The following is a 24,947-nucleotide window of genomic DNA, read 5'->3' on the forward strand; positions in this document are numbered from 1 at the left end:
AATTTAAAGAAAATGGTATAATATAGTGAGAATGATAGGGGAGAAGTGTAAATTGATCGCACAACTAGATACAAAAACAGTCTATAGTTTTATGGAGAGTGTCATTTCGATAGACAAGTACGTGAGAGTAGCTAAAGAGTATGGCTACACTCATCTGGCCATGATGGATATTGACAATCTTTATGGGGCCTTCGATTTTTTAGAGGTTACAAAAAAATACGGCATTCATCCTTTGTTAGGGCTTGAAATGAATGTGCTTGTAGATGACAAGGATGTGAATCTGCGTTTTTTGGCTCTATCTAGTGTGGGCTATCAGCAGTTGATGAAACTTTCAACAGCCAAGATGCAGGGAGAGAAAACTTGGTCAGTCCTGAATCAGTATCTGGAGGATATTGCGGTAATTGTGCCTTATTTTGAAGAGCTTGAGTTGTTAAATCTAGGCTGTGATTACTATATAGGTGTTTACCCAGAAACATTGGCCAGCGAATTTCACCATCCAATCTTGCCCCTTTATCGGGTCAATACATTTGAAAGTAAGGATAGAGAAATTCTGCAAGTGTTAACAGCGATTAAAGAAAATCTTCCCCTTAGAGAAGTTCCCTTGCGCTCACGACAAGATGTCTTTATATCAGCAAGTTCTTTAGAGAAACTATTCCAAGAACGTTTTCCTCAAGCCTTGTACAATTTAAAAAAGCTTATTTCAGGCATTTCTTATGACTTGGATACTAGTCTGAAATTGCCTCGCTTTAATCCTGCTAGACCAGCAGTAGAAGAGTTGAGAGAACGCGCTGAATTGGGGCTTGCTCAGAAGGGGTTAACTGGTAAAGAATATCAAGACCGTCTAGACCAAGAATTGGCTGTTATTCATGATATGGGCTTTGATGATTATTTCTTGGTTGTTTGGGATTTGCTGCGTTTTGGACGTTCGAATGGCTATTATATGGGTATGGGACGGGGTTCTGCAGTTGGTAGCTTGGTTTCTTATGCCTTGGACATCACAGGGATTGACCCAGTAGAGAAAAATCTGATTTTTGAACGTTTCCTAAATCGTGAACGCTATACCATGCCTGATATTGATATTGATATTCCAGATATTTATCGTCCAGATTTTATCAGATATGTTGGTAATAAATATGGCAGTAAACATGCGGCTCAAATCGTTACTTTTTCGACCTTTGGGGCCAAGCAAGCTTTACGTGACGTCTTGAAACGTTTTGGTGTGCCAGAGTATGAATTATCTGCAATTACCAAGAAAATCAGTTTTCGTGATAATCTCAAGTCGGCCTATGAGGGGAATCTCCAGTTTCGTCAGCAAATCAATAGTAAGTTAGAATACCAAAAAGCCTTTGAAATTGCTTGCAGGATAGAGGGCTATCCAAGACAAACCTCTGTCCATGCGGCTGGTGTTGTAATCAGTGACCAAGACTTGACCAACTACATCCCTCTAAAGCATGGCGACGAAATTCCGCTGACTCAGTATGATGCTCATGGAGTTGAATCTAGCGGACTTTTGAAGATGGATTTTCTGGGACTGCGAAATTTGACCTTTGTCCAGAAGATGCAAGAATTGCTTGCTGAATCAGAAGGTATTCACCTTAAAATTGAAGAAATTGATTTGGAAGACAAAGAAACGTTAGCTTTATTTGCCTCTGGCAATACAAAAGGTATCTTTCAATTTGAGCAACCTGGTGCCATTCGCTTGCTCAAACGTGTGCAACCAGTCTGTTTTGAAGATGTCGTAGCAACTACTTCTCTAAATCGACCAGGTGCCAGTGACTACATCAATAATTTTGTGGCAAGAAAGCATGGGCAGGAAGAAGTGACTGTTCTGGATCCAGTACTGGAGGATATTTTGGCTCCAACCTACGGCATCATGCTCTATCAGGAGCAGGTTATGCAGGTTGCTCAGAGATTTGCTGGATTTAGCCTCGGAAAAGCCGATATTTTACGTCGGGCTATGGGGAAAAAAGATGCCTTTGCCATGCATGAAATGAGGGAATCCTTTATTCAAGGATCATTAGATGCTGGTCATACTAGGGAAAAGGCAGAGCAGGTCTTTGATGTTATGGAGAAGTTTGCAGGTTATGGATTTAACCGATCTCACGCCTATGCTTACTCAGCCTTGGCCTTCCAGTTGGCCTATTTCAAAACACATTATCCAGCCATTTTTTATCAAGTCATGTTGAATTCTGCCAACAGTGATTATGTAACAGATGCCTTAGAAGCAGGTTTTGAAGTAGCCCCATTGTCCATTAATACTATTCCCTATCACGATAAAATTGCCAACAAATCTATCTATCTAGGTCTGAAATCGATTAAGGGTGTCAGCAATGATTTGGCGCTTTGGATTATTGAAAATAGACCCTATTCGAGCATTGAAGATTTTATAGCTAAATTACCTGAGAATTATCTGAAACTTCCTCTGCTAGAACCTTTGGTAAAAGTTGGTCTTTTCGATTCATTTGAAAAAAATCGTAAAAAAGTATTCAATAATTTAGCTAATCTATTTGAATTTGTGAAAGTGTTAGGAAGCTTATTTGGAGAGAGCATTTATAGTTGGCAAGATTCGGAGGACTGGACGGAGCAAGAAAAATTCTACATGGAACAAGAGCTTCTAGGAGTAGGAGTCAGCAAACATCCACTACAAGCTATTGCAAGTAAGGCTATTTATCCGATTACTCCTATTAGTAATTTATCAGAAAATAGCTATGCTATTATCTTGGTTGAGGTTCAGAAGATAAAAGTAATTCGTACCAAAAAAGGTGAAAATATGGCTTTCTTACAGGTGGATGACAGTAAGAAAAAATTGGATGTTACGCTCTTTTCAGATTTATATCGACAGGTTGGACAGGAAGTAAGAGAAGGAGCTTTCTACTATATAAAAGGAAAAATCCAGTTACGAGATGGCCGTCTGCAAATGATTGCACAAGAAATAAGAGAAGCAGTAGCTGAGCGTTTTTGGATTCAGGTGAAAAATCATGACTCAGATCAAGAAATTTCGAGAATTTTAGATCAATATAAAGGCCCAATCCCAGTCATCATCAGGTATGAAGAGGAACAGAGAACGATTGTTTCTCCCAATCATTTTGTAGTTAAATCCACTGAATTAGAAGCGAAATTAGGTGGAATCGTTATGAAAACGATTTATCGCTAAAATTACGGAAAATAGAAGAATTTTCCATTTAAATGTGATATAATCAGTAAGAATGTTAAAAGAAAAAGGAGCATAACCAATATGAAACGTATTGCTGTTTTGACTAGTGGTGGAGACGCCCCTGGTATGAACGCTGCTATCCGTGCAGTTGTTCGTCAAGCAATTTCAGAAGGAATGGAAGTATTTGGTATCTATGATGGATATGCTGGTATGGTTGCTGGTGAAATTCATCCCCTAGATGCGGCTTCAGTAGGAGACATCATTTCTCGTGGTGGTACTTTCCTTCACTCTGCTCGTTACCCAGAGTTCGCTCAACTTGAAGGGCAACTTAAAGGGATTGAGCAATTGAAAAAACACGGAATTGAAGGTGTAGTTGTTATCGGTGGTGACGGATCTTACCACGGTGCTATGCGTTTGACTGAACATGGATTCCCAGCTATCGGTCTTCCTGGTACAATCGATAACGATATTGTTGGTACTGACTTCACAATCGGTTTTGACACAGCGGTTACTACTGCTATGGATGCTATCGATAAGATTCGTGATACATCATCAAGTCACCGTCGTACATTTGTTATCGAAGTTATGGGACGTAACGCAGGTGATATCGCTCTTTGGGCTGGTATTGCAACTGGTGCTGATGAAATCATCATTCCTGAAGAAGGATTCAAGATTGAAGATATCGTAGAAAGCATTAAATGTGGATACGAGTGTGGTAAAAAACACAATATCATCGTCTTGGCAGAAGGTGTGATGTCAGCAGCTGAATTTGGTCAAAAACTTAAAGAAGCTGGAGATACAAGCGACCTTCGTGTGACAGAACTTGGACATATTCAACGTGGTGGTTCTCCAACCGCGCGTGACCGTGTTTTGGCATCACGTATGGGTGCACATGCCGTTAAACTTCTTAAAGAAGGTATCGGTGGTGTTGCGGTTGGTATCCGTAACGAAAAAATGGTTGAAAACCCAATTCTTGGAACTGCAGAAGAAGGAGCATTGTTTAGCCTTACTGCAGATGGTAAGATTGTGGTTAACAACCCACATAAAGCTGACCTTGAGCTATCTAGCTTGAATAAGAGCTTATCATAATTTATAATTTAGTTAATAAGACCAAAAAGGTCATATATAAAGGAGTCACAAAAATCATGAACAAACGTGTAAAAATCGTTGCAACTTTGGGACCTGCGGTAGAAATCCGCGGTGGTAAAAAATTCGGTGATGACGGATACTGGGGTGAAAAACTTGATGTTGAAGCTTCAGCTAAAAACATTGCTAAATTGATCGAAGCTGGTGCTAACACATTCCGTTTCAACTTCTCACACGGTGACCACCAAGAGCAAGGTGACCGTATGGCAACTGTTAAACTTGCTGAAAAACTTGCAGGTAAAAAAGTTGGTTTCCTTCTTGATACAAAAGGACCAGAAATCCGTACTGAATTGTTTGAAGGAGATGCAAAAGAGTACTCTTACACAACTGGTGAAAAAATCCGTGTTGCTACTAAACAAGGAATCAAATCAACTCGTGATGTGATCGCATTGAACGTTGCTGGTGCTCTTGATATCTATGATGATGTTGAAGTTGGTCGTCAAGTTTTGGTTGACGATGGTAAACTTGGTCTTCGTGTGGTTGCTAAAGATGACGCAACTCGTGAGTTTGAAGTTGAAGTTGAAAACGATGGTGTAATTGCTAAACAAAAAGGTGTTAACATCCCTAACACTAAAATTCCTTTCCCAGCTCTTGCTGAACGTGATAACGACGATATCCGCTTTGGTCTTGAACAAGGAATTAACTTCATCGCGATTTCATTCGTACGTACTGCAAAAGACGTGAACGAAGTTCGTGCAATCTGTAAAGAAACTGGAAACGGACACGTTCAATTGTTCGCTAAAATCGAAAACCAACAAGGTATCGACAACTTGGATGAAATCATCGAAGCTGCTGATGGTATCATGATCGCTCGTGGTGACATGGGTATCGAAGTACCATTCGAAATGGTTCCAGTTTACCAAAAAATGATTATCAAGAAAGTCAATGCTGCAGGTAAAGTTGTTATCACAGCAACAAACATGCTTGAAACAATGACTGAAAAACCACGTGCAACTCGTTCAGAAGTATCAGACGTATTCAACGCTGTTATCGACGGTACTGATGCTACAATGCTTTCAGGTGAGTCTGCAAACGGTAAATACCCACTTGAGTCAGTAACTACAATGGCTACAATCGACAAGAACGCTCAGACTCTTCTTAACGAATACGGTCGTTTGAACTCAGATTCATTTGAACGTAACTCTAAGACAGAAGTAATGGCTTCAGCTGTTAAAGATGCTACTAACTCAATGGACATTAAATTGGTTGTAACTCTTACTAAGACAGGTCACACTGCACGTTTGATTTCTAAATACCGTCCAAATGCTGACATCTTGGCATTGACATTCGACGAATTGACAGAACGTGGATTGATGTTGAACTGGGGTGTTATCCCAATGTTGACAGATGCTCCATCATCAACTGATGATATGTTCGAAATTGCTGAACGTAAAGCAGTTGAAGCAGGTCTTGTACAATCTGGTGACGATATCGTTATCGTAGCTGGTGTACCAGTTGGAGAAGCTGTACGTACAAACACAATGCGTATCCGTACAGTACGTTAATTAAAATGAAAAAAGCCTATCATATCAAGCTTTCTAGCCTGTATGATAGTTTTTTTTGTAGCAGGGGGCAAATAAGGGGCAAAACTTTTTAAAAAAGGCCAGTTAATACAAATACGATTCAGCTAATATAATTGAAAATGATGGAAAAAAAGGTGAAATTATGGTATACTTTAACACAGGACCTTTTTAGAAATTTTGAAAGAGTATTAAAAATTTAAAATGAGAAAAATTGTTATCAATGGTGGCTTGCCCCTGCAAGGTGAGATTACCATTAGTGGTGCAAAAAATAGTGTTGTAGCTTTGATTCCAGCTATTATCTTGGCAGATGATGTTGTGACTTTGGATTGTGTTCCAGATATTTCGGATGTTGCTAGTCTTGTCGAAATTATGGAATTGATGGGTGCTACCGTTAAGCGTTATGACGATGTGTTAGAGATTGATCCAAGAGGTGTTCAAAATATTCCAATGCCTTATGGGAAAATCAATAGTCTTCGTGCATCTTATTATTTTTATGGAAGTCTTTTAGGTCGCTTTGGAGAAGCTACAGTTGGTTTACCTGGTGGATGTGATTTGGGACCACGTCCTATTGACTTACATCTTAAGGCTTTTGAAGCTATGGGAGCCACTGTTAGCTACGAGGGTGATAACATGAAGTTATCTGCTAAAGATGTGGGACTTCATGGTGCAAGTATTTACATGGATACGGTAAGTGTAGGTGCGACGATTAATACAATGATTGCTGCGGTTAAAGCAAATGGTCGTACTATTATTGAAAATGCAGCCCGAGAACCTGAGATTATTGACGTTGCTACTCTCTTGAATAATATGGGGGCTCATATCCGTGGTGCTGGAACCAATATTATCATTATTGATGGTGTTGACAGATTACATGGAACGCGTCATCAGGTGATTCCAGACCGTATTGAAGCGGGAACGTACATTTCCTTAGCTGCTGCAGTTGGTAAGGGAATTCGTATTAATAATGTTCTTTATGAACACTTAGAAGGATTTATTGCTAAGTTGGAAGAAATGGGAGTACGAATGACTGTATCTGAAGACAGCATTTTTGTTGAGGAACAGTCTAATTTGAAAGCAATCAATATTAAGACAGCTCCTTATCCAGGTTTTGCTACTGACTTGCAACAACCAATTACTCCTCTTCTGTTAACAGCAGAGGGGCGTGGAACCATTATTGATACCATTTATGAGAAACGTGTAAACCATGTTTTTGAACTAGCAAAGATGGACGCGGATATTACGACTACAAACGACCATATTTTATATACTGGTGGACGTAGTTTACGTGGTGCAAATGTAAAAGCTACTGACCTTAGAGCTGGGGCAGCACTTGTCATTGCTGGACTAATGGCTGAAGGTAAAACTGAAATTACAAATATTGAGTTCATCTTACGTGGTTATTCAGATATTATTGAAAAATTACGTAATCTAGGAGCGGATATTACACTTGTTGAAGAATAAACCGTAGAGGTGGTTATGAATATTTGGACCAAATTAGCAATGTTTTCTTTTTTTGAAACGGATCGCTTGTATTTGCGTCCTTTCTTTTTTAGTGATAGTAAGGACTTCCATGATATAGCTTCAAATCCAGAAAATTTACAATTCATTTTTCCAAGTCAAGCTAGTCCAGAAGAAAGTCAATATGCACTGGCCAATTATTTTATGAAGGCTCCTTTAGGGGTATGGGCTATTTGTGATAAGAAAACTGAAAAAATGATTGGTTCAATTAAGTTTGAAAAGCTAGATGAAATAAAAAAAGAAGCAGAACTTGGTTATTTTTTGAGAAAAGATTCATGGTCTAAAGGTTTTATGACAGAAGTTGTTAAAAAACTTTGCCAACTTTCTTTTGGGGAATTTGGTTTAAAACAATTATCCATCATTACCCACCTTGAAAATGAAGCTAGTCAACGGGTTGCTCTTAAGTCTGGATTTCGATTGATTCGTCAGTTTAAAGGAAGTGATCGCTATACAAAGAAAATGCGTGATTATCTTGAGTTTCGCTTTGTAAAGGGAGAAATTAATGAGTAAACACCAAGAAATTCTAAGCTATTTGGAAGAATTACCCGTTGGTAAAAGAGTCAGTGTTCGAAGTATTTCCAACCATCTAGGAGTCAGTGATGGAACGGCTTATCGGGCCATTAAAGAAGCTGAAAATCGTGGAATTGTAGAGACTCGTCCAAGAAGTGGTACTATCCGTGTTAAATCTCAGAAAGTTGCTATTGAAAGATTAACATTTGCAGAAATTGCAGAAGTGACTTCTTCTGAGGTTTTGGCTGGGCAAGAAGGTTTAGAGAGAGAATTTAGTAAGTTTTCAATCGGTGCCATGACTGAGCAAAATATTTTGTCTTACCTTCATGATGGGGGACTCTTGATTGTCGGAGACCGGACTCGTATTCAATTATTAGCGCTGGAAAATGAAAATGCCGTTCTTGTGACAGGTGGATTTCAGGTTCATGATGATGTGATTAAACTGGCTAATCAAAAAGGAATTCCTGTTTTAAGAAGCAAACATGACACTTTCACCGTTGCGACCATGATCAATAAAGCCTTGTCAAATGTTCAAATCAAAACAGATATTTTGACAGTTGAGAAACTGTACCGTCCGAGTCATGAGTATGGTTTTTTGAGAGAGACTGACACTGTTAAAGATTATTTGGACTTGGTACGTAAGAATCGTAGTAGTCGTTTCCCTGTTATTAATCAACATCAGGTTGTTGTTGGGGTTGTTACTATGAGAGATGCTGGTGATAAGTCACCAAGTACAACAATTGATAAGGTCATGTCTCGTAGTCTATTTTTAGTTGGATTATCTACAAATATTGCCAATGTGAGTCAACGGATGATTGCTGAAGATTTTGAAATGGTACCGGTTGTTCGTAATAATCAAACCTTGCTTGGGGTTGTAACCAGACGAGATGTCATGGAGAAGATGAGTCGTTCCCAAGTTTCGGCTCTACCAACTTTTTCTGAGCAGATTGGTCAAAAACTTTCTTATCACCATGATGAAGTAGTGATTACAGTGGAACCCTTTATGCTAGAGAAGAACGGTGTTTTGGCTAATGGAGTATTGGCAGAAATTCTGACCCATATGACTCAAGATTTGGTTGTTAATAGTGGTCGCAATCTCATTATCGAGCAGATGCTAATCTACTTTTTGCAGGCTGTTCAGATAGATGATATATTGCGCATTCAAGCACGCATTATCCATCATACGAGACGGTCAGCTATTATTGATTACGATATTTATCATGGGCATCAGATTGTTTCAAAAGCAAATGTAACCGTTAAAATTAATTAGAAACTAGGAGAAAAAATGATAACATTAAAATCAGCTCGTGAAATTGAAGCTATGGATAAGGCCGGTGATTTTCTAGCAAGTATTCATATCGGCTTGCGTGATTTGATTAAGCCTGGAGTAGATATGTGGGAAGTTGAAGAATACGTTCGCCGTCGTTGTAAGGAAGAAAATTTCCTTCCACTTCAGATTGGGGTTGACGGTGCCATGATGGACTATCCTTATGCTACTTGTTGCTCTCTTAACGATGAAGTAGCTCACGCTTTCCCTCGTCACTATATCTTGAAAGATGGTGATTTGCTCAAGGTTGATATGGTTTTGGGAGGTCCTATTGCTAAATCTGACCTGAATGTCTCAAAACTAAACTTCAACAATGTGGAGCAAATGAAAAAATACACCCAGAGCTACTCTGGTGGCCTAGCAGACTCATGTTGGGCTTATGCTGTTGGTACGCCGTCCGAAGAAGTGAAAAACTTGATGGATGTAACCAAAGAAGCTATGTACAAGGGAATCGAGCAAGCTGTTGTTGGAAATCGTATTGGTGATATTGGTGCAGCTATTCAAGAATACGCTGAAAGTCGTGGTTACGGTGTAGTACGTGATTTGGTTGGTCATGGTGTTGGTCCAACCATGCACGAAGAACCAATGGTTCCTAACTATGGTATTGCTGGTCGTGGGCTTCGTCTCCGTGAAGGAATGGTATTGACCATTGAACCAATGATCAATACAGGTGACTGGGAAATTGATACAGATATGAAAACTGGCTGGGCGCATAAGACCATTGACGGTGGTTTATCTTGTCAATATGAACACCAATTCGTGATTACTAAAGATGGACCAGTTATCTTGACTAGTCAAGGTGAAGAAGGAACTTATTAATAAAAAGTGAAAAGACTACTGGAAGTTTATTTTGAAAAATTCAGTAGATCTTTTCATATAAAATAAACGCATTTTATTGATGTTTTCAGGCTTTTGAAGACAACAAAATAGGCTCCATAATATCTGTAGGAGACTTATCTACAGATATTATGGAGCTTTTTTCTTATGCTCAGAATGGCAATTTCCCAGCGAAAGCACCCAGTTTTTTCTTGGTAGTTTCATCGATTTGTTCAAGAGCAGAGTTGATTGCTTGAACGGTCATATCAGAAAGAGTTTCAAGGTCTTCTGGGTCAACAACAGCTGGATTGAAGTCAATGCTGACAACTTTCTTATCACCAGTTAAGGTCGCTTGGACAAGGTCTTGAGCAGATTTACCAACAAATTGCATAGCAGCAAGTTCAGCTTGGCTTTGTTCCATTTGTTTTTGAAGTTTTTGTGCTTGGCGCATCATGTTTTGCATGTTCATCATAGTGTTTTATAGTTTCCTTTTATAATTATTTTCCTTCCTATTTTATCAATTTTGAGGTTAAAAGTCTAATCTTTTTATGAGTGAATTTATCTAGTGTCTATAGTGACGAAAAGGGAATAAAAATATAGGATAGATATTCTAAGAGCATAAGAATATTTATCCTATATGTGTTTATGAAATGTTACTAAATAGTTTAAGGGGTTACTAATATTACTCTACTTTGTAGAAAAATCCGTCAGTGTGGCCATTGATAAGTTGCTGTCCAGACCACAAGCGGTCCTTCGTTGTATCAGATGTGTCGGTATAGCTGTTATCTGAAGAAGAGGTGACAGACATAGTTAAAGAAACTCCAGCTGGTAAAAAGGCAAGGGCAGAACCACCAGCTCCTCCATTTTTAGGAAGTAAACTTGTTTTAAGATAGTGGTCAATTTCTTTAGCATGTTCAATTGAAACTTGCGAATTATCACTAACCAGTCCATGTTCATCAAATACAAGTTCTACACCAGCACTATTGCGCCATGTACCAGAGATACTTGAAAAATCACCGTTTTGGATAGAAGAAATATTCATTCCTTTAATTTCTTGTGAAGGTGTTGATTCTCCTGATATTGGCTTTGTTACAGATTTCCAAGAAAATGTATCTTGGTTCAGTAGTGGTGGTCTAGTTCCTAAGCCGTCTTCTGTATCTGATTCAGTAAGTAATTCCAAGTCAGGTGTATTTGTATTTAGTTTATAGAGTTTGTGAGATTGTTTACCACCAGATGCACTTGAAAGTTGAAAATATCCATCTTCAAGAGGGACAAAAATCACTTTTTCTCCGATAAAATCTAAATGATTTTCTGCATTAGTGAGTTGAATAACTTTATCATTCTGAATCGTTCTGATGTCTAGAATGTCATGTTTACCTGACTTAATTTTCAAAGCAATGATTAGTTCGTCCGTCCCATTTTTATCAAAATCATATAGGCAGTATTCAATATCTGAATATACTTGTGGATAGTTATCTTTTAGGTTAGCTTTGGGATTAATATCCTTGGATGGTTTATTTTGTGGTTGAGAATATTTTTCTATTACCTGGTTATATAAAGTATAATCCATTTTCTTCACTTCAGAAGAGGAGCTGGATGCTTCCGTACTAGTGGAACTCGTTTGTTCTGTACTTGCTGAAGTAGTAGCTTCTTGCTTTTGTTGGCAGGCTACAAGAGTCAAGCTAGTTAAAGCCAGAATCGTAAATAAGGTTGTTTTTTTAATCATAGCTAATCTTGTAGTTCAAGTCCTTGAGCATCTTTATGCCATTTATTTCCAGATTTTGATGTTAATACTTGGATTCCAATGATTAGATTCCAAATAAGGTTAATCAGAATGACAAATGGAAGTAGGAATGGAATCATACCTAATAAAGTAATTACAAGACGTATAATACCTTGTTTAGAATTTCCTATATAGAAATCATACCCTCCTAGAGCACCTAGAAATAAAGCAAGTAAACCTGCAGCAACTTTAGATTTATCGCTTTGACCATTGATGGGGAGATTGTCAGTAAAGTTAGCTAGATTATCTACTTTTGATACGATGTATTCACTACCATTTTGGTAAAATTCTACGTAATCTCCTAGTTGTGGCTCGAAACCAAAGCTAGTTCGTGGAATAGCAGTAAACTGCCCGTCAGAACCTTTCCCTACATAAATTGTTTCATCTTCAATTTTAATGATTTTATACATTCGTTTAATTCCTCCTTACCCACGTTTGCGTTTTACGATAAATCCTAGTCCAGTGATTGAAAGGACAGTACCGATAAAGCCAAAAATAGATCTTGATTCACCTGTGCTGGGTAAAGTTTTTTTGTCATTGTTTTTATTGTTTTCTGGTTTAGTTGTAGAAGTACTAGTAGTTTGTTGTTTTTCTTGTGATAGTGTATTATCAGAATTTTGTTTACCTGTCTTTGTATCACTAGTTTTATTAGTGCTTAATTCATTTTTATATTGCTTGCCAGTGTTATTGTTAGAACTTTGTTTATTTTTGTCATTGCTTGGCTGTTGATTGTTATCAGTGTTGTTTGTTGCCTGGTCTGCTTTTGGTTTTGTTGTACTATCTTTTGGTGTTTCAGGTTGAGTAGTTGTTGAGTTACCCTCTCCTGTCAATGTAACCTCTGTTCTAAAAATAAAATGACGTTTTTTATTATCAGAACTTTGTCCATAAGGAGCTCCTGTTGTTCCTTCAACTGTTAGCACATAGTTTCCAGGGGTAAGAGATGGTTCAAAAATAGTACTCTCAAGGAGGTTACTGTAATATAGAGGAGAATTTAAAGCTTGATTTTTTAATCCTTGTGATAAACCTTCTAATACGACACTACTCTTAGCAACATCTTTTCCTGTTGCCTTATCTGTTAAAGTTGCTTGAATGTTGGGAATATCTGAACCAGCATGGGGAACCCCTTCAGATAATTTTGCTTTAAATATTACTCCTGTAGAAGTTGTTTTTATCTCAGTAAATTCACCAGTAATTTCCTGAATATCAGTAGAAGTTTTCCCTGCATCTACTGGCTTAGCTGGAGTAACAGGTTTGACATCTTCAGCAGGCTTAACAGACTCTGAGATTGGCATTGGTTTACCAGCATTATCAACAATCTTTTGAGCAGTTTCTTTATTCCCTTTTATCACTGAATTGTCTGTTGAATGGGAATCAATAAAACCTTCTACGAGATATTTCCCACCTAGACCGTCTGGCAAAACAGTTGCTGTAAAATAACCATAGCGGCTTTTTTCGATAGTAGGTTTAACGTAAGACTCTAGATATTTTTCAGCATCTTCATAATTCTTAAATACTGGATCAGTTTCGAAAGTCGTACGAGTACCGACATTATTTTTATTTGGCACTTGAGTAACTTCACTGGCAGAAACGTCACTAGGATGAGTAGCTACGTTTAATGAGTTAATTGTTGCAGTAACTAAGATAGCAGTAGCAAAAAGTTTAATTGTAGATTTTGTCTTCATTAAAAAGAGACCTCCTATTATTTTGAAGCAATCCTTTGTCCAATAATGTAGACTTTTATGGACAAAATTGATAGAATGAATACAGAAGATATAATCCATCAAAATACTAAATTTTTCATTATTTTGGATTACAAATATTGAAATATTAGTTGTCCAAAATTTCCTACCTTTTTTGACAAAAACTATAGTTTTTTAGCCAATTATGAAAAGTACTTTTTGAAACTCCTAAGATTTCTGCTCCTTCACGAATAGTTATTTCTTTTTGTCTGTGTTTTTTTGCTAAATCATAAAAATTTGGTGGAACATTTAGCTTCGGTCTTCCGAATTGTTTGCCCCTTTTTTGAGCTTCTCGAATTCCTTCTAGTTGTCTTTGCTTAATTTGTTCTCTTTCCATTTGTGACACATAGGATAGAACTTGTAAAACCAAATCAGAAATTAGTTTGCCAGTGATTGTATCGCTGGTATTTTTAGTGTTTAAGAGTGGAAAATCTAAAACACTGATATGTACCTTTTTTATCTTGGTGAGTAACTGCCATTGTTCTAAAATATCATCGTAGTTCCGTCCGAGTCTATCAATTGATTTAATAACTATCTCATCATCTGCTTGTAGGACTTTTAGCAATTTTTGGTATTCTGCCCTGTCAAAATCTTTTCCAGAGGCCCTATCTATAAAAATTTGACTTTTGGGGATATTTTCTAATGACAAAGCAGACATTTGTCTATCGATATTTTGCTCCTTAGTGGATACTCGTACATAACCATAACGCATAAGGTTACCACCTATCTTTTTATCTCTATTTTAGACAAAAAGAAAACTACCGCCCATAATGAGTGGTAGTTTGGTGTACTCTTTGCTACTGTATTTTTTGCCAAGATTTTGTCTTGTTTGCGTGAATAGTAGTATTGGATAAAAAATCATAAAGACTTAAAATCCTTTTAAATCAACCTTTTTGATGTTTACAAAAATTAAAAACAGTATGTTCAATTTTTGCATGTTCATCATAGTGTTTTATAATTTCCTTTTACAATTATTTTCCTTCCTATTTTATCAATTTTGAGGTTAAAAGTCTATTATTAGTATAAATTACTCAACATTAAATTGTCTGAAAATTTATTGAAAAATGAGTGAAAACATGGTATAATGAAACGTAAAATTAATTCAGGTTTCCTGAACCAATAGGAGTAAACAATGAAAAAACTAGGTTTTGTTCTTTTATCTTCAGCCTTACTATTGACAGCTTGTGCTAACAACCAATCTAAACAAAGCAACACAAGTGATTCGTCTAAGGTGACAGCCTTGTCTGAAGATAAGCAGAAAATGCTTGATAAGGCCACAGCTGACTATAAGACTTTTGTGCAAGAGCAAATTGATAAACTTTTGACAGATACGGAAGGCTTTGTCAAACTTTTGAAAGAAGGTAAGTTAGAAGAAGCCAAAAAGGTTTATCCACTGATTCGTATGTCTTATGAGCGTTCAGAACCAATTGCAGAGAGTTTTGGTGAGTCAGATGTCAAGATTGACTTCCGTTTAGCAGACTACATGGACGAAAACAAGACAGAAGAAGGTTGGTCAGGTTTCCACCGTATCGAACGTATCCTTTGGGAAGATAATACCACTAAAGGAACTGAAAGCTACGGCGATCAGTTGGTAAATGATATCAAGGAATTGAAAGCCAAGATTGCAACTGTGGATGTGGACTACAAGGTCATGTTGACTGGAGCAGTTGACTTGCTTAACGAAGTAGCAACAAGCAAGATTACAGGTGAAGAGGAAATTTATTCTCACACAGACTTGTATGATTTCCGTGCCAATATTGAGGGTGCTGAGAAGATTTTCCAACTCTTTAAACCTTTGCTTGAAAAATCAGACGCTAACCTAGTTAAAGAATTGGAAGCAGATTTCAAATCTGTTAATAGCTTGTTGGACAAACACATGACCGACAAGGAACACTACAAACTTTATACAGATTTGACAAAAGAAGATACCAAAGAATTGTCAGAAGCTGTGACAAAACTTGGTGAACCTCTGTCACAAATGGGTAAATTTCTTAGTGGAGAGTAAGAGTAATGACTGAAAAAGACGAAAAGTTTTTTGAGAAGAAAATGGACCGTCGAGAATTTCTAAAAAAAGCAGGGATTGGAGGGGCTGGTTTAGCGCTAGGACTCTCTGGTGCTTCTGCTTTTTTCGCACCTAAGCTAGGAAGTCAGGAAAAAATCTCGTACGGAAAAGAAAAAATTGCTTTTTATGGCAAGCATCAAGCTGGGATTAGTACGCCCATGCAAAAAAATATCTATTTTGTTGTCTTGGACTTGCACACGACGGATAAGGATAAGATTATCCAGTTGTTCAAGGATTGGACGGATTATAGTGCCAAGTTGGTTGAGGGGGAACTGGTTAAAAAAGATGGCCAGAATGCTCTCTTGCCTCCAAGCGATACTGGTGAGACAGTTGGGCTCAATCCTCATCGTTTGACGCTGACTTTTGGTGTGTCTGCCAGTTTCTTGAAAAAGATGAACTTGGAGAACAAGCGTCCTCAAGTATTCAGGGATTTACCGCCTTTTCCTAAAGAGCAATTACGAGAAAAATATACTGGTGGAGATATTGTCATCCAGGCTTGTGCAGATGATGAGCAGGTTGCCTTTCATGCTATTCGCAATCTCATCCGTAAGGGCAGAAATGCAGTGACCCTTCGTTGGAGTCAGTCTGGTTTTGCAGCGATCGGGGATCGAATGGAGACACCGCGTAACCTCTTTGGTTTTAAAGATGGAACAGCAAATCCAACCAAGGAGAAAGACTTTGACCGCGTCATCTGGGCTGATAGTAAGGACTGGATGGAAAATGGTTCTTATATGGCAGTTCGTCGGATTCAGATGTTTTTAGAGACCTGGGACCGCACTAGTCTTGAAGAGCAAGAAAATACCTTTGGTCGTTACAAGGAAAGTGGTGCCCCCTTTGGTAAGAAAAACGAGTTTGATGAAGTGGATTTGAGTCTTTTGCCAGATGATTCGCATGTTCGTTTGGCTAAGGAAGTGGACAAGCCCCTTTTACGTCGTTCTTATTCATACTCTGATGGGATCGATGAAAAGACTGGTCAGTTTGATACGGGCTTGCTCTTTATTTCTTTCCAAAAAGATCCTGATAACTTTGTTAAAGTTCAAACCAATCTAGGTGCTACAGATAAGATGAATGAATATATCACTCACATCGGTAGTGGACTCTTTGCTTGTTTTGGTGGTGTGGAGAAAGGAGGCTACATTGGTCAGAAATTATTGGAAGGCTAAAAGCTGGTTCTTGGTTTTAGCTTTGTCACTTTTAATTCTTTCCCCAGTAGGTGCCCAAGAAAGCTTGAGTTTTTATTTTGTGAAAATCACAGATGCGTCCAAAGCGGTTAAAAATGGTAATCAGTCTGAGGCCCAGAAACTCGTTGCAGAGATCGCATCAGATTTCGAAAGAGTAGAAAATAAGGATTCAGAGGCTGGTAAAGTCGTTAAGGAAAAGTTAGCTCAATCAGGAGAGATTACTGAAGACAAACTCACCGAAATTTCTGCAGCCCTATTAGCCTTTGAAAAAGAACAAAATCCTGTTGACTTAGATGCGGAAAAGGAAAAATTGGTCAACCGTCTAAGTCCTCGTTTTGAAGCCTTGGAACAAGCTATTGCCTCCAAAGATTTGGAAAAGGTCCGTGAAGCCTTTAAGAGAATGAATTCCACTTGGACTATCAATGAAAGTGTGGTTCGTGACAATAGTACAGCCCATTATGGACGTGTTGAAACAGCTATTTCCTTCCTGCGTAGTAGCATGGAGACTGAGCCTACTGATTTTAATTCTATCCAGACTTCCTTTGAGGACTTAAAAAAGACTATTGATGATTTTTTAACTGGAAAAGAAGTCGCAGAAGCATCTTCTGATTTGAGTCTCAAAGATGGTATTGCCCTTTTGAAGAAGGCTTTTGAACAATTCCAAACTGGTGATCCATCATCAGGAGCAGCTAGTATGAAGGAATTTATCACTATCTGGCCAACGATTGAAGGTTCTGTCAGCACGACCAATCCTTCCCTCTATACTCGAGTGGAAAGCGAAAGCCCTGTGATTATGGTCAAGGGAAGTGAGAAGGAATATCAAGAAAAATTAGAAAAACTGATTGCAGATTTATCACAAATTGATACCAGCGCACGTTACAATGCCTTTGATGCCATGCTGATTCTTCTAAGAGAAGGTGTAGAGGCTCTCTTAATCGTTATGGCCTTGGTAACAACCTTGAAAGCAGCCAAGATGCGAAAAGGGCTCAAGTGGGTTTATGGTGGTGCTATCACTGGAATCATGGCCAGTCTTCTTATTGCTTTTATCCTGCAAATTGCCTTTCCAGCAGTAACATCAGGATCCAATCGTGAAATCATCGAAGGAGCAGTTGGGATTTTTGCGGTAGCTATGATGATTGTGATTGGAATCTGGCTTCATAGCAAATCTTCAGTCAAAAAATGGAATGCCTTTATGGAGTCACAAATGGAAACAGTGACCAAGACAGGATCCTTTATTTCTATGTTTGCCCTCAGTTTTCTAGCTGTTTTCCGTGAGGGAGCAGAAACCATTCTTTTTTATGTTGGGATTTTACCAAGAATTTCCAGTTTTGAATTTGTCTTGGGAATTTCACTTGCCTTGCTGGTTCTGGTAGTTATTGCCATCGTGATGAACAAGGCCAGTCAATTCTTCCTGCCACATAAGGTCTTCTTTATCCTGACTTGGATGATTTATGCTCTGGCTTTCAAGATGCTTGGGGTTAGTGTCCATGCTCTTCAGTTGACCAATATGGCACCAAATCACTTGCTGACAGGCTTTCCAACTATTGACTTACTTGGAATTTATCCAAGTTGGGAAGGCTTGGTCAGTCAGCTAATCTTTGTTGTTATCGTTTTGATTGTCACTTTCAGACAGGGTGAAAAATAGATGGATAGAAAAGAATTGACAATCGTTGAACATCTGGTAGAATTTAGAAAGAGATTATTGGCAGTAGTCATTTGTTTCTTTTTGGTATTCTGTGTTTCTCTGCTTTTTGCAGACCAGATTTACCAGTATGTGACCCAATCTTTTCAGCAAAAGTTGATTGTTTTAGGTCCTAATGATATTTTATGGATATACATACGTTTGGCTAGTTTGATGGCCTTTACCATCACCCTACCTTATACAGTTTATCATATTTGGTCTTTCATCAAACCTGGTTTAAGAAAGGAAGAAGCTAGAGCAATTTTTGCCTATATTCCAGCTAGTTTCCTTTGTTTTCTAGTTGGACTGGCTTTTGGTTTTTACTTTGTAACACCAGCCTTACTTCAGGTTTTATTAGGGCTAGGAGAAGGACTATTTGAAACACAGTTAACAGCTCAAAATTATCTGTCCTTTGTTTTTCAAACGACCTTGCCCTTGGCTCTGATTTTTGAATTGCCAGTTATCATTGCCTTTTTGACGTCAATTGGACTCATTGGACCAGAATTATTGATTGCTTATCGCCGATATGCTTATTTTATTTTATTGGTACTCGCAGTCATCTTGACACCAGCTGACTTTGTCAGCGATTTGGCAATGACTGCCCCCTTGATTTTACTCTATGAATTAAGTATTTCCATCAGCAAACACATTATGAAACGCAAGCAGAAAGGAGAGAGAAATGGGAATCTTACGTGATATCGGAGCACCAGGATTGATTATTATCGTTTTAGGAGCTCTCTTGATCTTCGGACCAAAGCGATTGCCTGAACTAGGAGAGTCAATCGGTAAAATGCTGTCTGAATTTAAAAAAGCAGTTAAAGGAACTGAAAATCAAGATAAGGAAGAGTAAGACTGGTGAGTTTTACTAAAAAATAAAAAGTTAGGAAGTGTGTCTCTATCGGACAATTTATTATTTCCTAGCTTTTTCTTGTATTAAGAAAATATAAATTTAAGCTTTCTTTAAGAAAACTATATTATTCTGAAGAACTCTAAAATTTCACAGCCATTTATTAGTAATGACTATTGAATTCCTAGTCACTACTAGAAATGGACTAGTTTCTTTGAATAATGGAACTGCTTAATCCTCCTATTCTAGAACGGGATGACTAGTATTTCTTTTATGATAGGACTAGATTGTGGTATAATAGAGAGAATAAGTTTTTTTAGTAAGACAAAGGAGAAAATAGATGATTTATGCAGGAATTCTTGCCGGTGGAACTGGCACACGTATGGGAATCAGTAATTTGCCAAAACAATTTTTAGAGCTAGGTGATCGACCTATTTTGATTCATACAATTGAAAAATTTGTCTTGGAACCAAGTATTGAAAAAATTGTGGTTGGGGTTCATGGAGACTGGGTTTCCCATGCAGAGGATCTTGTAGATAAATATCTACCTCTTCATAAGGATCGTATCATCATTACAAAAGGTGGTGCTGACCGTAATACGAGTATTGAGAAAATCATTGAAGCCATTGATGCTTATCGTCCGCTTACTCCAGAGGACATCGTTGTTACCCACGATTCTGTTCGTCCATTTATTACGCTTCGCATGATTCAGGACAATATCCAACTTGCTCAAAATCATGACGCAGTGGACACAGTGGTAGAAGCGGTTGATACTATCGTTGAAAGTACTAACGGTCAATTTATTACAGATATTCCAAATCGTGCTCACCTCTATCAAGGACAAACACCTCAAACATTCCGTTGCAAGGACTTCATGGATCTTTACGGTTCTCTCTCTGCCGAAGAGAAAGAAATCTTAACAGATGCATGTAAAATCTTTGTAATCAAAGGAAAAGATGTAGCCTTGGCTAAGGGTGAATATTCAAATCTGAAAATTACTACAGTAACAGATTTGAAGATTGCAAAAAGCATGATTGAGGAAGAGTAATAAAATGATTAATCAAATTTACCAACTAACAAAGCCTAAGTTTATCAATGTCAAATATCAGGAAGAGGCTATTGACCAAGAGAATCATATCCTCATCCGCCCTAATTATATGGCGGTCTGTCATGCGGATCAGCGTTACTACCAAGGAAAACGTGATCCGAAGATTTTGAATAAAAAGCTTCCAATGGCAATGATTCACGAGTCATGTGGAACCGTTATTTCTGACCCGACAGGAACCTATGAGGTTGGTCAAAAAGTTGTCATGATTCCCAATCAGCCTCCTATGCAGAGTGATGAAGAATTCTATGAAAACTACATGACAGGGACCCATTTCTTGTCTAGTGGCTTTGATGGCTTTATGAGAGAGTTTGTTTCTCTCCCTAAAGATCGTGTGGTGGCTTATGATGCTATCGAAGATACGGTTGCAGCGATTACAGAGTTTGTCAGTGTCGGCATGCACGCTATGAATCGTCTATTGACCCTTGCTCATAGCAAGCGGGACCGAATTGCTGTTATCGGAGATGGAAGTTTAGCTTTTGTGGTTGCCAATATTATCAACTATACTTTGCCAGAAGCAGAGATTGTGGTTATTGGTCGTCATTGGGAAAAGTTAGAACTCTTCTCATTTGCCAAAGAATGCTATATTACTGATAATATTCCTGAAGATTTAGCCTTTGACCATGCTTTTGAGTGTTGTGGTGGTGATGGTACTGGACCAGCTATAAATGACTTGATTCGCTACATTCGTCCTCAGGGAACGATTCTCATGATGGGCGTTAGCGAATATAAAGTCAATCTGAATACACGCGATGCTTTAGAAAAAGGCCTACTCTTGGTTGGTTCCTCTCGTTCTGGTCGCATCGATTTTGAAAATGCAATCCAAATGATGGAAGTCAAGAAATTTGCTAATCGTCTTAAAAATATCCTTTATCTAGAAGAACCTGTAAGAGAAATTAAAGATATTCACCGTGTCTTTGCGACCGATTTAAACACAGCCTTTAAAACAGTGTTTAAGTGGGAAGTATAGGTGCTGGAGGTTAATTGTGGAGAAAATTATTAAAGAAAAAATTTCTTCCCTACTTAGTCAAGAAGAGGAAGTCCTCAGTGTTGAACAACTGGGAGGTATGACCAATCAAAACTATTTGGTCAAAACAACAAATAAGCAATATATTGTTAAATTCTTTGGGAAAGGGACAGAAAAACTGATCAATCGTCAAGATGAAAAGTACAATCTTGAACTACTCAAAGATTTAGACCTGGATGTCAAAAATTATCTTTTTGATATTGAAGCTGGTATCAAAGTAAATGAGTATATCGAATCTGCGATTACGCTTGATTCAAGGTCAATCAAGACCAAATTTGATAAAATTGCTCCAATATTACAAACTATTCATGCATCTGGTAAGGAGTTAAGAGGAGAATTTGCTCCTTTTGAAGAAATCAAAAAATACGAATCCTTGATTGAAGAGAAAATCCCTTATGCCAACTATGAAGCTGTTCGAGAAGAAGTCTTCTCCTTAGAGAAAAGACTGGCTGACTTAGGTGTTGACAGAAAATCTTGTCATATCGATTTGGTGCCTGAAAACTTTATCGAGTCACCACAAGGACGACTTTATCTGATTGACTGGGAATATTCATCAATGAACGATCCAATGTGGGATTTGGCTGCCCTCTTTTTAGAGTCTGAATTCACTCGTCAAGAGGAAGAAGCCTTCTTATCTCACTATGAGAGTGAGCAAACACCTGTCTCTCGTGAAAAGATTGCCATTTATAAAATTTTACAAGATGCTATTTGGAGTTTATGGACAGTCTACAAAGAAGAGCAAGGTGCAGATTTTGGTGACTATGGTGTGAGTCGTTACCAAAGAGCTGTTAAAGGTTTGTCATATTCTGGAGGTTCAGATGAAAAATAAAAATGGAGTTTCTTTTGGTCTACTCTCAGGTATTTTCTGGGGTTTAGGTCTAACGATCAGTGCTTATATCTTTTCGATTTTTACAGATTTGTCACCCTTTGTGGTAGCCGCTGCTCATGATTTCTTGAGTATCTTTATCTTACTAGCTTTTCTCTTGGTAAAAGAAGGAAAAGTTCGTCTCTCAATTTTCTTAAATATTCGCAATGTTAGTGTTATCATCGGAGCCTTACTAGCAGGCCCTATCGGTATGCAGGCCAATCTTTATGCAGTTAAGTATATCGGAAGTTCTTTAGCTTCATCTGTATCAGCTATTTACCCTGCGATTTCAGTTTTATTGGCTTTCTTCTTTTTGAAGCACAAGATTTCAAAAAATACTGTGTTTGGGATTGTCTTGATTATTGCAGGGATTATTGCCCAGACCTATAAGGTTGAACAGGTCAATTCCTTCTATATTGGGATTCTCTGTGCTTTGGTTTGTGCCATTGCATGGGGGAGTGAGAGTGTTCTCAGCTCCTTTGCTATGGAAAGTGAATTAAGTGAAATCGAAGCACTCTTAATCCGTCAAGTGACTTCATTCTTGTCCTATCTTGTGATTGTGCTCTTCTCTCATCAGTCATTTGCAGAAGTAGCCAATGGACAATTACTAGGTCTTATGATTGTCTTTGCAGCCTTTGATATGATTTCCTACTTGGCTTATTATATCGCTATCAATCGCTTGCAACCAGCCAAGGCTACAGGCTTGAACGTGAGCTATGTAGTATGGACAGTCTTGTTTGCAGTTGTTTTCTTGGGTGCACCGCTAGATATGCTGACAATTATTACGTCACTTGTCGTTATTGCTGGAGTTTATATTATTATTAAAGAATAAAGGAGATTCGTGTGAAAGCCATCATCTTAGCAGCGGGATTGGGAACTCGCTTGCGTCCTATGACTGAAAATACCCCTAAAGCCTTGGTTCAGGTTAATCAAAAACCTTTGATTGAATACCAAATTGAGTTTTTAAAAGAAAAAGGTATCCATGATATCATCATCATTGTTGGTTACCTTAAAGAACAATTTGATTACTTAAAAGAAAAATATGGTGTTCGCCTCGTTTTCAATGATAAATACGCTGACTACAATAACTTTTACTCTCTCTATCTTGTAAAAGAAGAATTAGCTAACAGTTACGTTATCGATGCCGATAATTATCTCTTTAAAAATATGTTCCGCAATGATTTGACACGTTCTACTTATTTTAGTGTTTATCGTGAAGATTGTACCAACGAATGGTTCTTGGTCTATGGGGATGACTACAAAGTTCAAGACATTATTGTTGATAGCAAAGCTGGTCGCATTCTTAGTGGGGTATCCTTCTGGGATGCTCCAACAGCAGCAAAAATTGTTAGCTTTATAGATAAGGCCTATGCAAGTGGTGAATTTGTTGATCTCTACTGGGACAATATGGTTAAGGATAATATCAAAGAGCTAGATGTCTATGTTGAAGAATTAGAAGGCAATAGCATCTATGAAATTGACAGTGTCCAAGACTATCATAAATTAGAAGAAATTCTTAAAAACGAAAATTAAAGATTCCAACATCTGGCTGAAATAGTCGGATGTTTTTTGATTTTTTTACGAATAAATAGATGAGTAGAAAAAGAAATGGAGATATTTATGAAAATCACAAACTATGAAATCTATAAGTTAAAAAAATCAGGTTTGACCAATCAACAGATTTTGAATGTCCTAGAATACGGTGAAAATGTTGATCAAGAACTGTTGTTAGGTGATATTGCAGATATATCAGGTTGCCGAAATCCAGCTGTTTTTATGGAACGTTATTTTCAGATAGATGATGCGCATTTGGAGAAAGAATTTCAAAAATTTCAATCTTTCTCTATTTTAGACGACTGTTACCCTTGGGATTTGAGTGAAATTTATGATGCACCTGTGCTTTTATTTTACAAGGGAAATCTGGATCTCTTGAAATTTCCTAAGGTAGCAGTTGTGGGTAGTCGCGCTTGTAGCAAACAGGGAGCTAAGTCAGTTGAAAAAGTCATTCAGGGTTTGGAAAATGAACTGGTTATCGTCAGTGGATTAGCTAAGGGAATTGACACAGCAGCTCATATGGCAGCTCTTCAGAATGGCGGAAAAACCATTGCAGTGATTGGAACAGGACTGGATGTGTTTTATCCTAAAGCTAATAAACGCTTGCAAGACTACATCGGCAATGACCATCTGGTTCTCAGTGAGTATGGACCTGGTGAACAACCTCTAAAATTTCATTTTCCTGCCCGTAATCGCATCATTGCTGGACTTTGTCGTGGTGTGATTGTAGCAGAGGCTAAGATGCGTTCAGGTAGTCTCATTACCTGTGAGAGGGCAATGGAAGAAGGACGCGATGTTTTTGCTATACCTGGTAGCATTTTAGATGGACTATCTGATGGATGTCATCATTTGATTCAAGAAGGAGCAAAATTGGTCACCAGTGGGCAAGATGTTCTTGCGGAATTTGAATTTTAATACTCTTCGAAAATCTCTTCAAACCACGTCAGCTTCCATCTGCAACCTCAAAACAGTGTTTTGAGCAACCTGCGGCTAGCTTCCTAGTTTGCTCTTTGATTTTCATTGAGTATAAGAAGAAAGTCCGTTTACTAGACAAACTTTTCTTCTATTATAGTAGCTAAGTCTTGACAGTTATGGCAAAATGGTTTACA

Annotated in this window: 23 protein-coding genes; 18 read left to right on the forward strand and 5 right to left on the reverse strand. The window is 38.0% G+C overall.

The genetic code is table 11. The features are described from left to right. Positions 1–52: 52 nt before the first annotated feature. The 7 genes from O3616_RS02575 to O3616_RS02605 all read left to right on the forward strand — a co-directional run bounded on the left by O3616_RS02575 (position 53) and on the right by O3616_RS02605 (position 9,997). Positions 53–3,154, forward strand: coding sequence for a DNA polymerase III subunit alpha (locus O3616_RS02575; protein ID WP_371638006.1), 3,102 nt, complete (start codon positions 53–55; stop codon positions 3,152–3,154). A gap of 81 nt (positions 3,155–3,235) precedes the next feature. Continuing rightward, positions 3,236–4,243 (forward strand): 6-phosphofructokinase, encoded by a 1,008-nt coding sequence (pfkA, locus tag O3616_RS02580; protein WP_000820863.1) that lies wholly within the window; start codon positions 3,236–3,238, stop codon positions 4,241–4,243. 56 nt (positions 4,244–4,299) lie between these two features. Further along, positions 4,300–5,805 carry a pyruvate kinase gene (gene pyk, locus O3616_RS02585; RefSeq protein WP_004259601.1) on the forward strand — a complete coding sequence of 502 codons (1,506 nt, stop codon included), beginning with the start codon at positions 4,300–4,302 and terminating at the stop codon, positions 5,803–5,805. Between the two features lie 219 nt (positions 5,806–6,024). Next, a complete protein-coding gene (locus O3616_RS02590) occupies positions 6,025–7,284 on the forward strand; it encodes a UDP-N-acetylglucosamine 1-carboxyvinyltransferase (RefSeq protein WP_020902409.1) in 1,260 nt (419 codons plus the stop codon). Positions 7,285–7,299: 15 nt separating this feature from the next. Further along, positions 7,300–7,851, forward strand: coding sequence for a GNAT family N-acetyltransferase (locus O3616_RS02595; protein ID WP_020902408.1), 552 nt, complete (start codon positions 7,300–7,302; stop codon positions 7,849–7,851). Continuing rightward, complete coding sequence (spxR, locus tag O3616_RS02600; protein ID WP_000033822.1) at positions 7,844–9,121, forward strand: CBS-HotDog domain-containing transcription factor SpxR; 1,278 nt, start codon at positions 7,844–7,846, stop codon at positions 9,119–9,121. The genes O3616_RS02595 and spxR overlap by 8 nt, the downstream gene beginning before the upstream one ends. A 15-nt stretch (positions 9,122–9,136) precedes the next feature. Further along, the gene (locus tag O3616_RS02605; RefSeq protein ID WP_000631543.1) at positions 9,137–9,997 is read left to right on the forward strand and encodes a methionyl aminopeptidase; all 861 of its coding nucleotides are present in this window, start codon (positions 9,137–9,139) and stop codon (positions 9,995–9,997) included. 169 nt (positions 9,998–10,166) lie between these two features. Here the strand turns inward: O3616_RS02605 and O3616_RS02610 are convergent, their stop codons facing one another. The 5 genes from O3616_RS02610 to O3616_RS02630 all read right to left on the reverse strand — a co-directional run bounded on the left by O3616_RS02610 (position 10,167) and on the right by O3616_RS02630 (position 14,228). After that, positions 10,167–10,466, reverse strand: a complete 300-nt coding sequence (locus O3616_RS02610) for a YbaB/EbfC family nucleoid-associated protein (protein WP_000981526.1) — start codon at positions 10,464–10,466, stop codon at positions 10,167–10,169. A gap of 210 nt (positions 10,467–10,676) precedes the next feature. Further along, entirely contained in the window at positions 10,677–11,720 is a 1,044-nt protein-coding gene (locus O3616_RS02615; protein WP_371638009.1) for a DUF6287 domain-containing protein, read from the reverse strand. 2 nt (positions 11,721–11,722) lie between these two features. Continuing rightward, entirely contained in the window at positions 11,723–12,187 is a 465-nt protein-coding gene (locus tag O3616_RS02620) for an NINE protein (protein ID WP_371638010.1), read from the reverse strand. A 15-nt stretch (positions 12,188–12,202) separates the two neighbouring features. Next, positions 12,203–13,459 (reverse strand): LPXTG cell wall anchor domain-containing protein, encoded by a 1,257-nt coding sequence (locus O3616_RS02625; protein ID WP_371638011.1) that lies wholly within the window; start codon positions 13,457–13,459, stop codon positions 12,203–12,205. A 163-nt stretch (positions 13,460–13,622) separates the two neighbouring features. Continuing rightward, the gene (locus O3616_RS02630; protein WP_371638012.1) at positions 13,623–14,228 is read right to left on the reverse strand and encodes a recombinase family protein; all 606 of its coding nucleotides are present in this window, start codon (positions 14,226–14,228) and stop codon (positions 13,623–13,625) included. 420 nt (positions 14,229–14,648) lie between these two features. On the opposite strand from O3616_RS02630, the gene efeO reads away from it, so the two are divergent. The 11 genes from efeO to dprA all read left to right on the forward strand — a co-directional run bounded on the left by efeO (position 14,649) and on the right by dprA (position 24,753). Then, positions 14,649–15,521 (forward strand): iron uptake system protein EfeO, encoded by an 873-nt coding sequence (gene efeO / locus O3616_RS02635; RefSeq protein ID WP_061087863.1) that lies wholly within the window; start codon positions 14,649–14,651, stop codon positions 15,519–15,521. A 5-nt stretch (positions 15,522–15,526) separates the two neighbouring features. After that, a complete protein-coding gene (gene efeB / locus O3616_RS02640; RefSeq protein WP_371638013.1) occupies positions 15,527–16,741 on the forward strand; it encodes an iron uptake transporter deferrochelatase/peroxidase subunit in 1,215 nt (404 codons plus the stop codon). Further along, complete coding sequence (locus O3616_RS02645; protein ID WP_371638014.1) at positions 16,716–18,404, forward strand: FTR1 family protein; 1,689 nt, start codon at positions 16,716–16,718, stop codon at positions 18,402–18,404. Before efeB ends, O3616_RS02645 begins: the two co-directional genes overlap by 26 nt. After that, positions 18,405–19,136, forward strand: coding sequence for a twin-arginine translocase subunit TatC (gene tatC / locus O3616_RS02650; protein ID WP_049491768.1), 732 nt, complete (start codon positions 18,405–18,407; stop codon positions 19,134–19,136). Then, positions 19,120–19,290, forward strand: a complete 171-nt coding sequence (gene tatA, locus O3616_RS02655; protein WP_000512113.1) for a twin-arginine translocase TatA/TatE family subunit — start codon at positions 19,120–19,122, stop codon at positions 19,288–19,290. Before tatC ends, tatA begins: the two co-directional genes overlap by 17 nt. A 337-nt stretch (positions 19,291–19,627) precedes the next feature. Continuing rightward, positions 19,628–20,335, forward strand: a complete 708-nt coding sequence (locus O3616_RS02660; RefSeq protein ID WP_004259627.1) for a 2-C-methyl-D-erythritol 4-phosphate cytidylyltransferase — start codon at positions 19,628–19,630, stop codon at positions 20,333–20,335. A 4-nt stretch (positions 20,336–20,339) separates the two neighbouring features. Beyond that, positions 20,340–21,362 (forward strand): ribitol-5-phosphate dehydrogenase, encoded by a 1,023-nt coding sequence (locus O3616_RS02665; protein ID WP_000609877.1) that lies wholly within the window; start codon positions 20,340–20,342, stop codon positions 21,360–21,362. 16 nt (positions 21,363–21,378) lie between these two features. Continuing rightward, positions 21,379–22,248, forward strand: coding sequence for a phosphotransferase family protein (locus O3616_RS02670; protein ID WP_261010995.1), 870 nt, complete (start codon positions 21,379–21,381; stop codon positions 22,246–22,248). Next, positions 22,238–23,116 carry a DMT family transporter gene (locus O3616_RS02675; RefSeq protein ID WP_000791828.1) on the forward strand — a complete coding sequence of 293 codons (879 nt, stop codon included), beginning with the start codon at positions 22,238–22,240 and terminating at the stop codon, positions 23,114–23,116. The genes O3616_RS02670 and O3616_RS02675 overlap by 11 nt, the downstream gene beginning before the upstream one ends. An 11-nt stretch (positions 23,117–23,127) precedes the next feature. Further along, a complete protein-coding gene (locus tag O3616_RS02680) occupies positions 23,128–23,817 on the forward strand; it encodes a sugar phosphate nucleotidyltransferase (protein ID WP_000643956.1) in 690 nt (229 codons plus the stop codon). An 87-nt stretch (positions 23,818–23,904) separates the two neighbouring features. Further along, positions 23,905–24,753, forward strand: a complete 849-nt coding sequence (gene dprA / locus O3616_RS02685) for a DNA-processing protein DprA (RefSeq protein ID WP_049488782.1) — start codon at positions 23,905–23,907, stop codon at positions 24,751–24,753. Positions 24,754–24,947 lie beyond the last annotated feature (194 nt).

This window comes from Streptococcus sp. 27098_8_86 (assembly GCF_041432595.1).
GTDB classification, from domain to species: Bacteria; Bacillota; Bacilli; order Lactobacillales; family Streptococcaceae; genus Streptococcus; species Streptococcus pneumoniae_F.

Bases quoted from the DNA above. Each gene is read 5' to 3' on its own strand.
- tatC (WP_049491768.1), top strand. From the start codon at position 18,405: ATGGATAGAAAAGAATTGACAATCGTTGAACATCTGGTAGAATTTAGA.
- O3616_RS02595 (WP_020902408.1), top strand. From the start codon at position 7,300: ATGAATATTTGGACCAAATTAGCAATGTTTTCTTTTTTTGAAACGGAT.
- O3616_RS02660 (WP_004259627.1), top strand. From the start codon at position 19,628: ATGATTTATGCAGGAATTCTTGCCGGTGGAACTGGCACACGTATGGGA.
- O3616_RS02615 (WP_371638009.1), bottom strand. From the start codon at position 11,720: ATGATTAAAAAAACAACCTTATTTACGATTCTGGCTTTAACTAGCTTG.
- O3616_RS02610 (WP_000981526.1), bottom strand. From the start codon at position 10,466: ATGATGAACATGCAAAACATGATGCGCCAAGCACAAAAACTTCAAAAA.
- O3616_RS02665 (WP_000609877.1), top strand. From the start codon at position 20,340: ATGATTAATCAAATTTACCAACTAACAAAGCCTAAGTTTATCAATGTC.
- O3616_RS02630 (WP_371638012.1), bottom strand. From the start codon at position 14,228: ATGCGTTATGGTTATGTACGAGTATCCACTAAGGAGCAAAATATCGAT.
- O3616_RS02620 (WP_371638010.1), bottom strand. From the start codon at position 12,187: ATGTATAAAATCATTAAAATTGAAGATGAAACAATTTATGTAGGGAAA.
- O3616_RS02625 (WP_371638011.1), bottom strand. From the start codon at position 13,459: ATGAAGACAAAATCTACAATTAAACTTTTTGCTACTGCTATCTTAGTT.
- O3616_RS02675 (WP_000791828.1), top strand. From the start codon at position 22,238: ATGAAAAATAAAAATGGAGTTTCTTTTGGTCTACTCTCAGGTATTTTC.
- efeB (WP_371638013.1), top strand. From the start codon at position 15,527: ATGACTGAAAAAGACGAAAAGTTTTTTGAGAAGAAAATGGACCGTCGA.
- spxR (WP_000033822.1), top strand. From the start codon at position 7,844: ATGAGTAAACACCAAGAAATTCTAAGCTATTTGGAAGAATTACCCGTT.
- pfkA (WP_000820863.1), top strand. From the start codon at position 3,236: ATGAAACGTATTGCTGTTTTGACTAGTGGTGGAGACGCCCCTGGTATG.
- O3616_RS02590 (WP_020902409.1), top strand. From the start codon at position 6,025: ATGAGAAAAATTGTTATCAATGGTGGCTTGCCCCTGCAAGGTGAGATT.
- O3616_RS02605 (WP_000631543.1), top strand. From the start codon at position 9,137: ATGATAACATTAAAATCAGCTCGTGAAATTGAAGCTATGGATAAGGCC.
- dprA (WP_049488782.1), top strand. From the start codon at position 23,905: ATGAAAATCACAAACTATGAAATCTATAAGTTAAAAAAATCAGGTTTG.
- tatA (WP_000512113.1), top strand. From the start codon at position 19,120: ATGGGAATCTTACGTGATATCGGAGCACCAGGATTGATTATTATCGTT.
- pyk (WP_004259601.1), top strand. From the start codon at position 4,300: ATGAACAAACGTGTAAAAATCGTTGCAACTTTGGGACCTGCGGTAGAA.
- efeO (WP_061087863.1), top strand. From the start codon at position 14,649: ATGAAAAAACTAGGTTTTGTTCTTTTATCTTCAGCCTTACTATTGACA.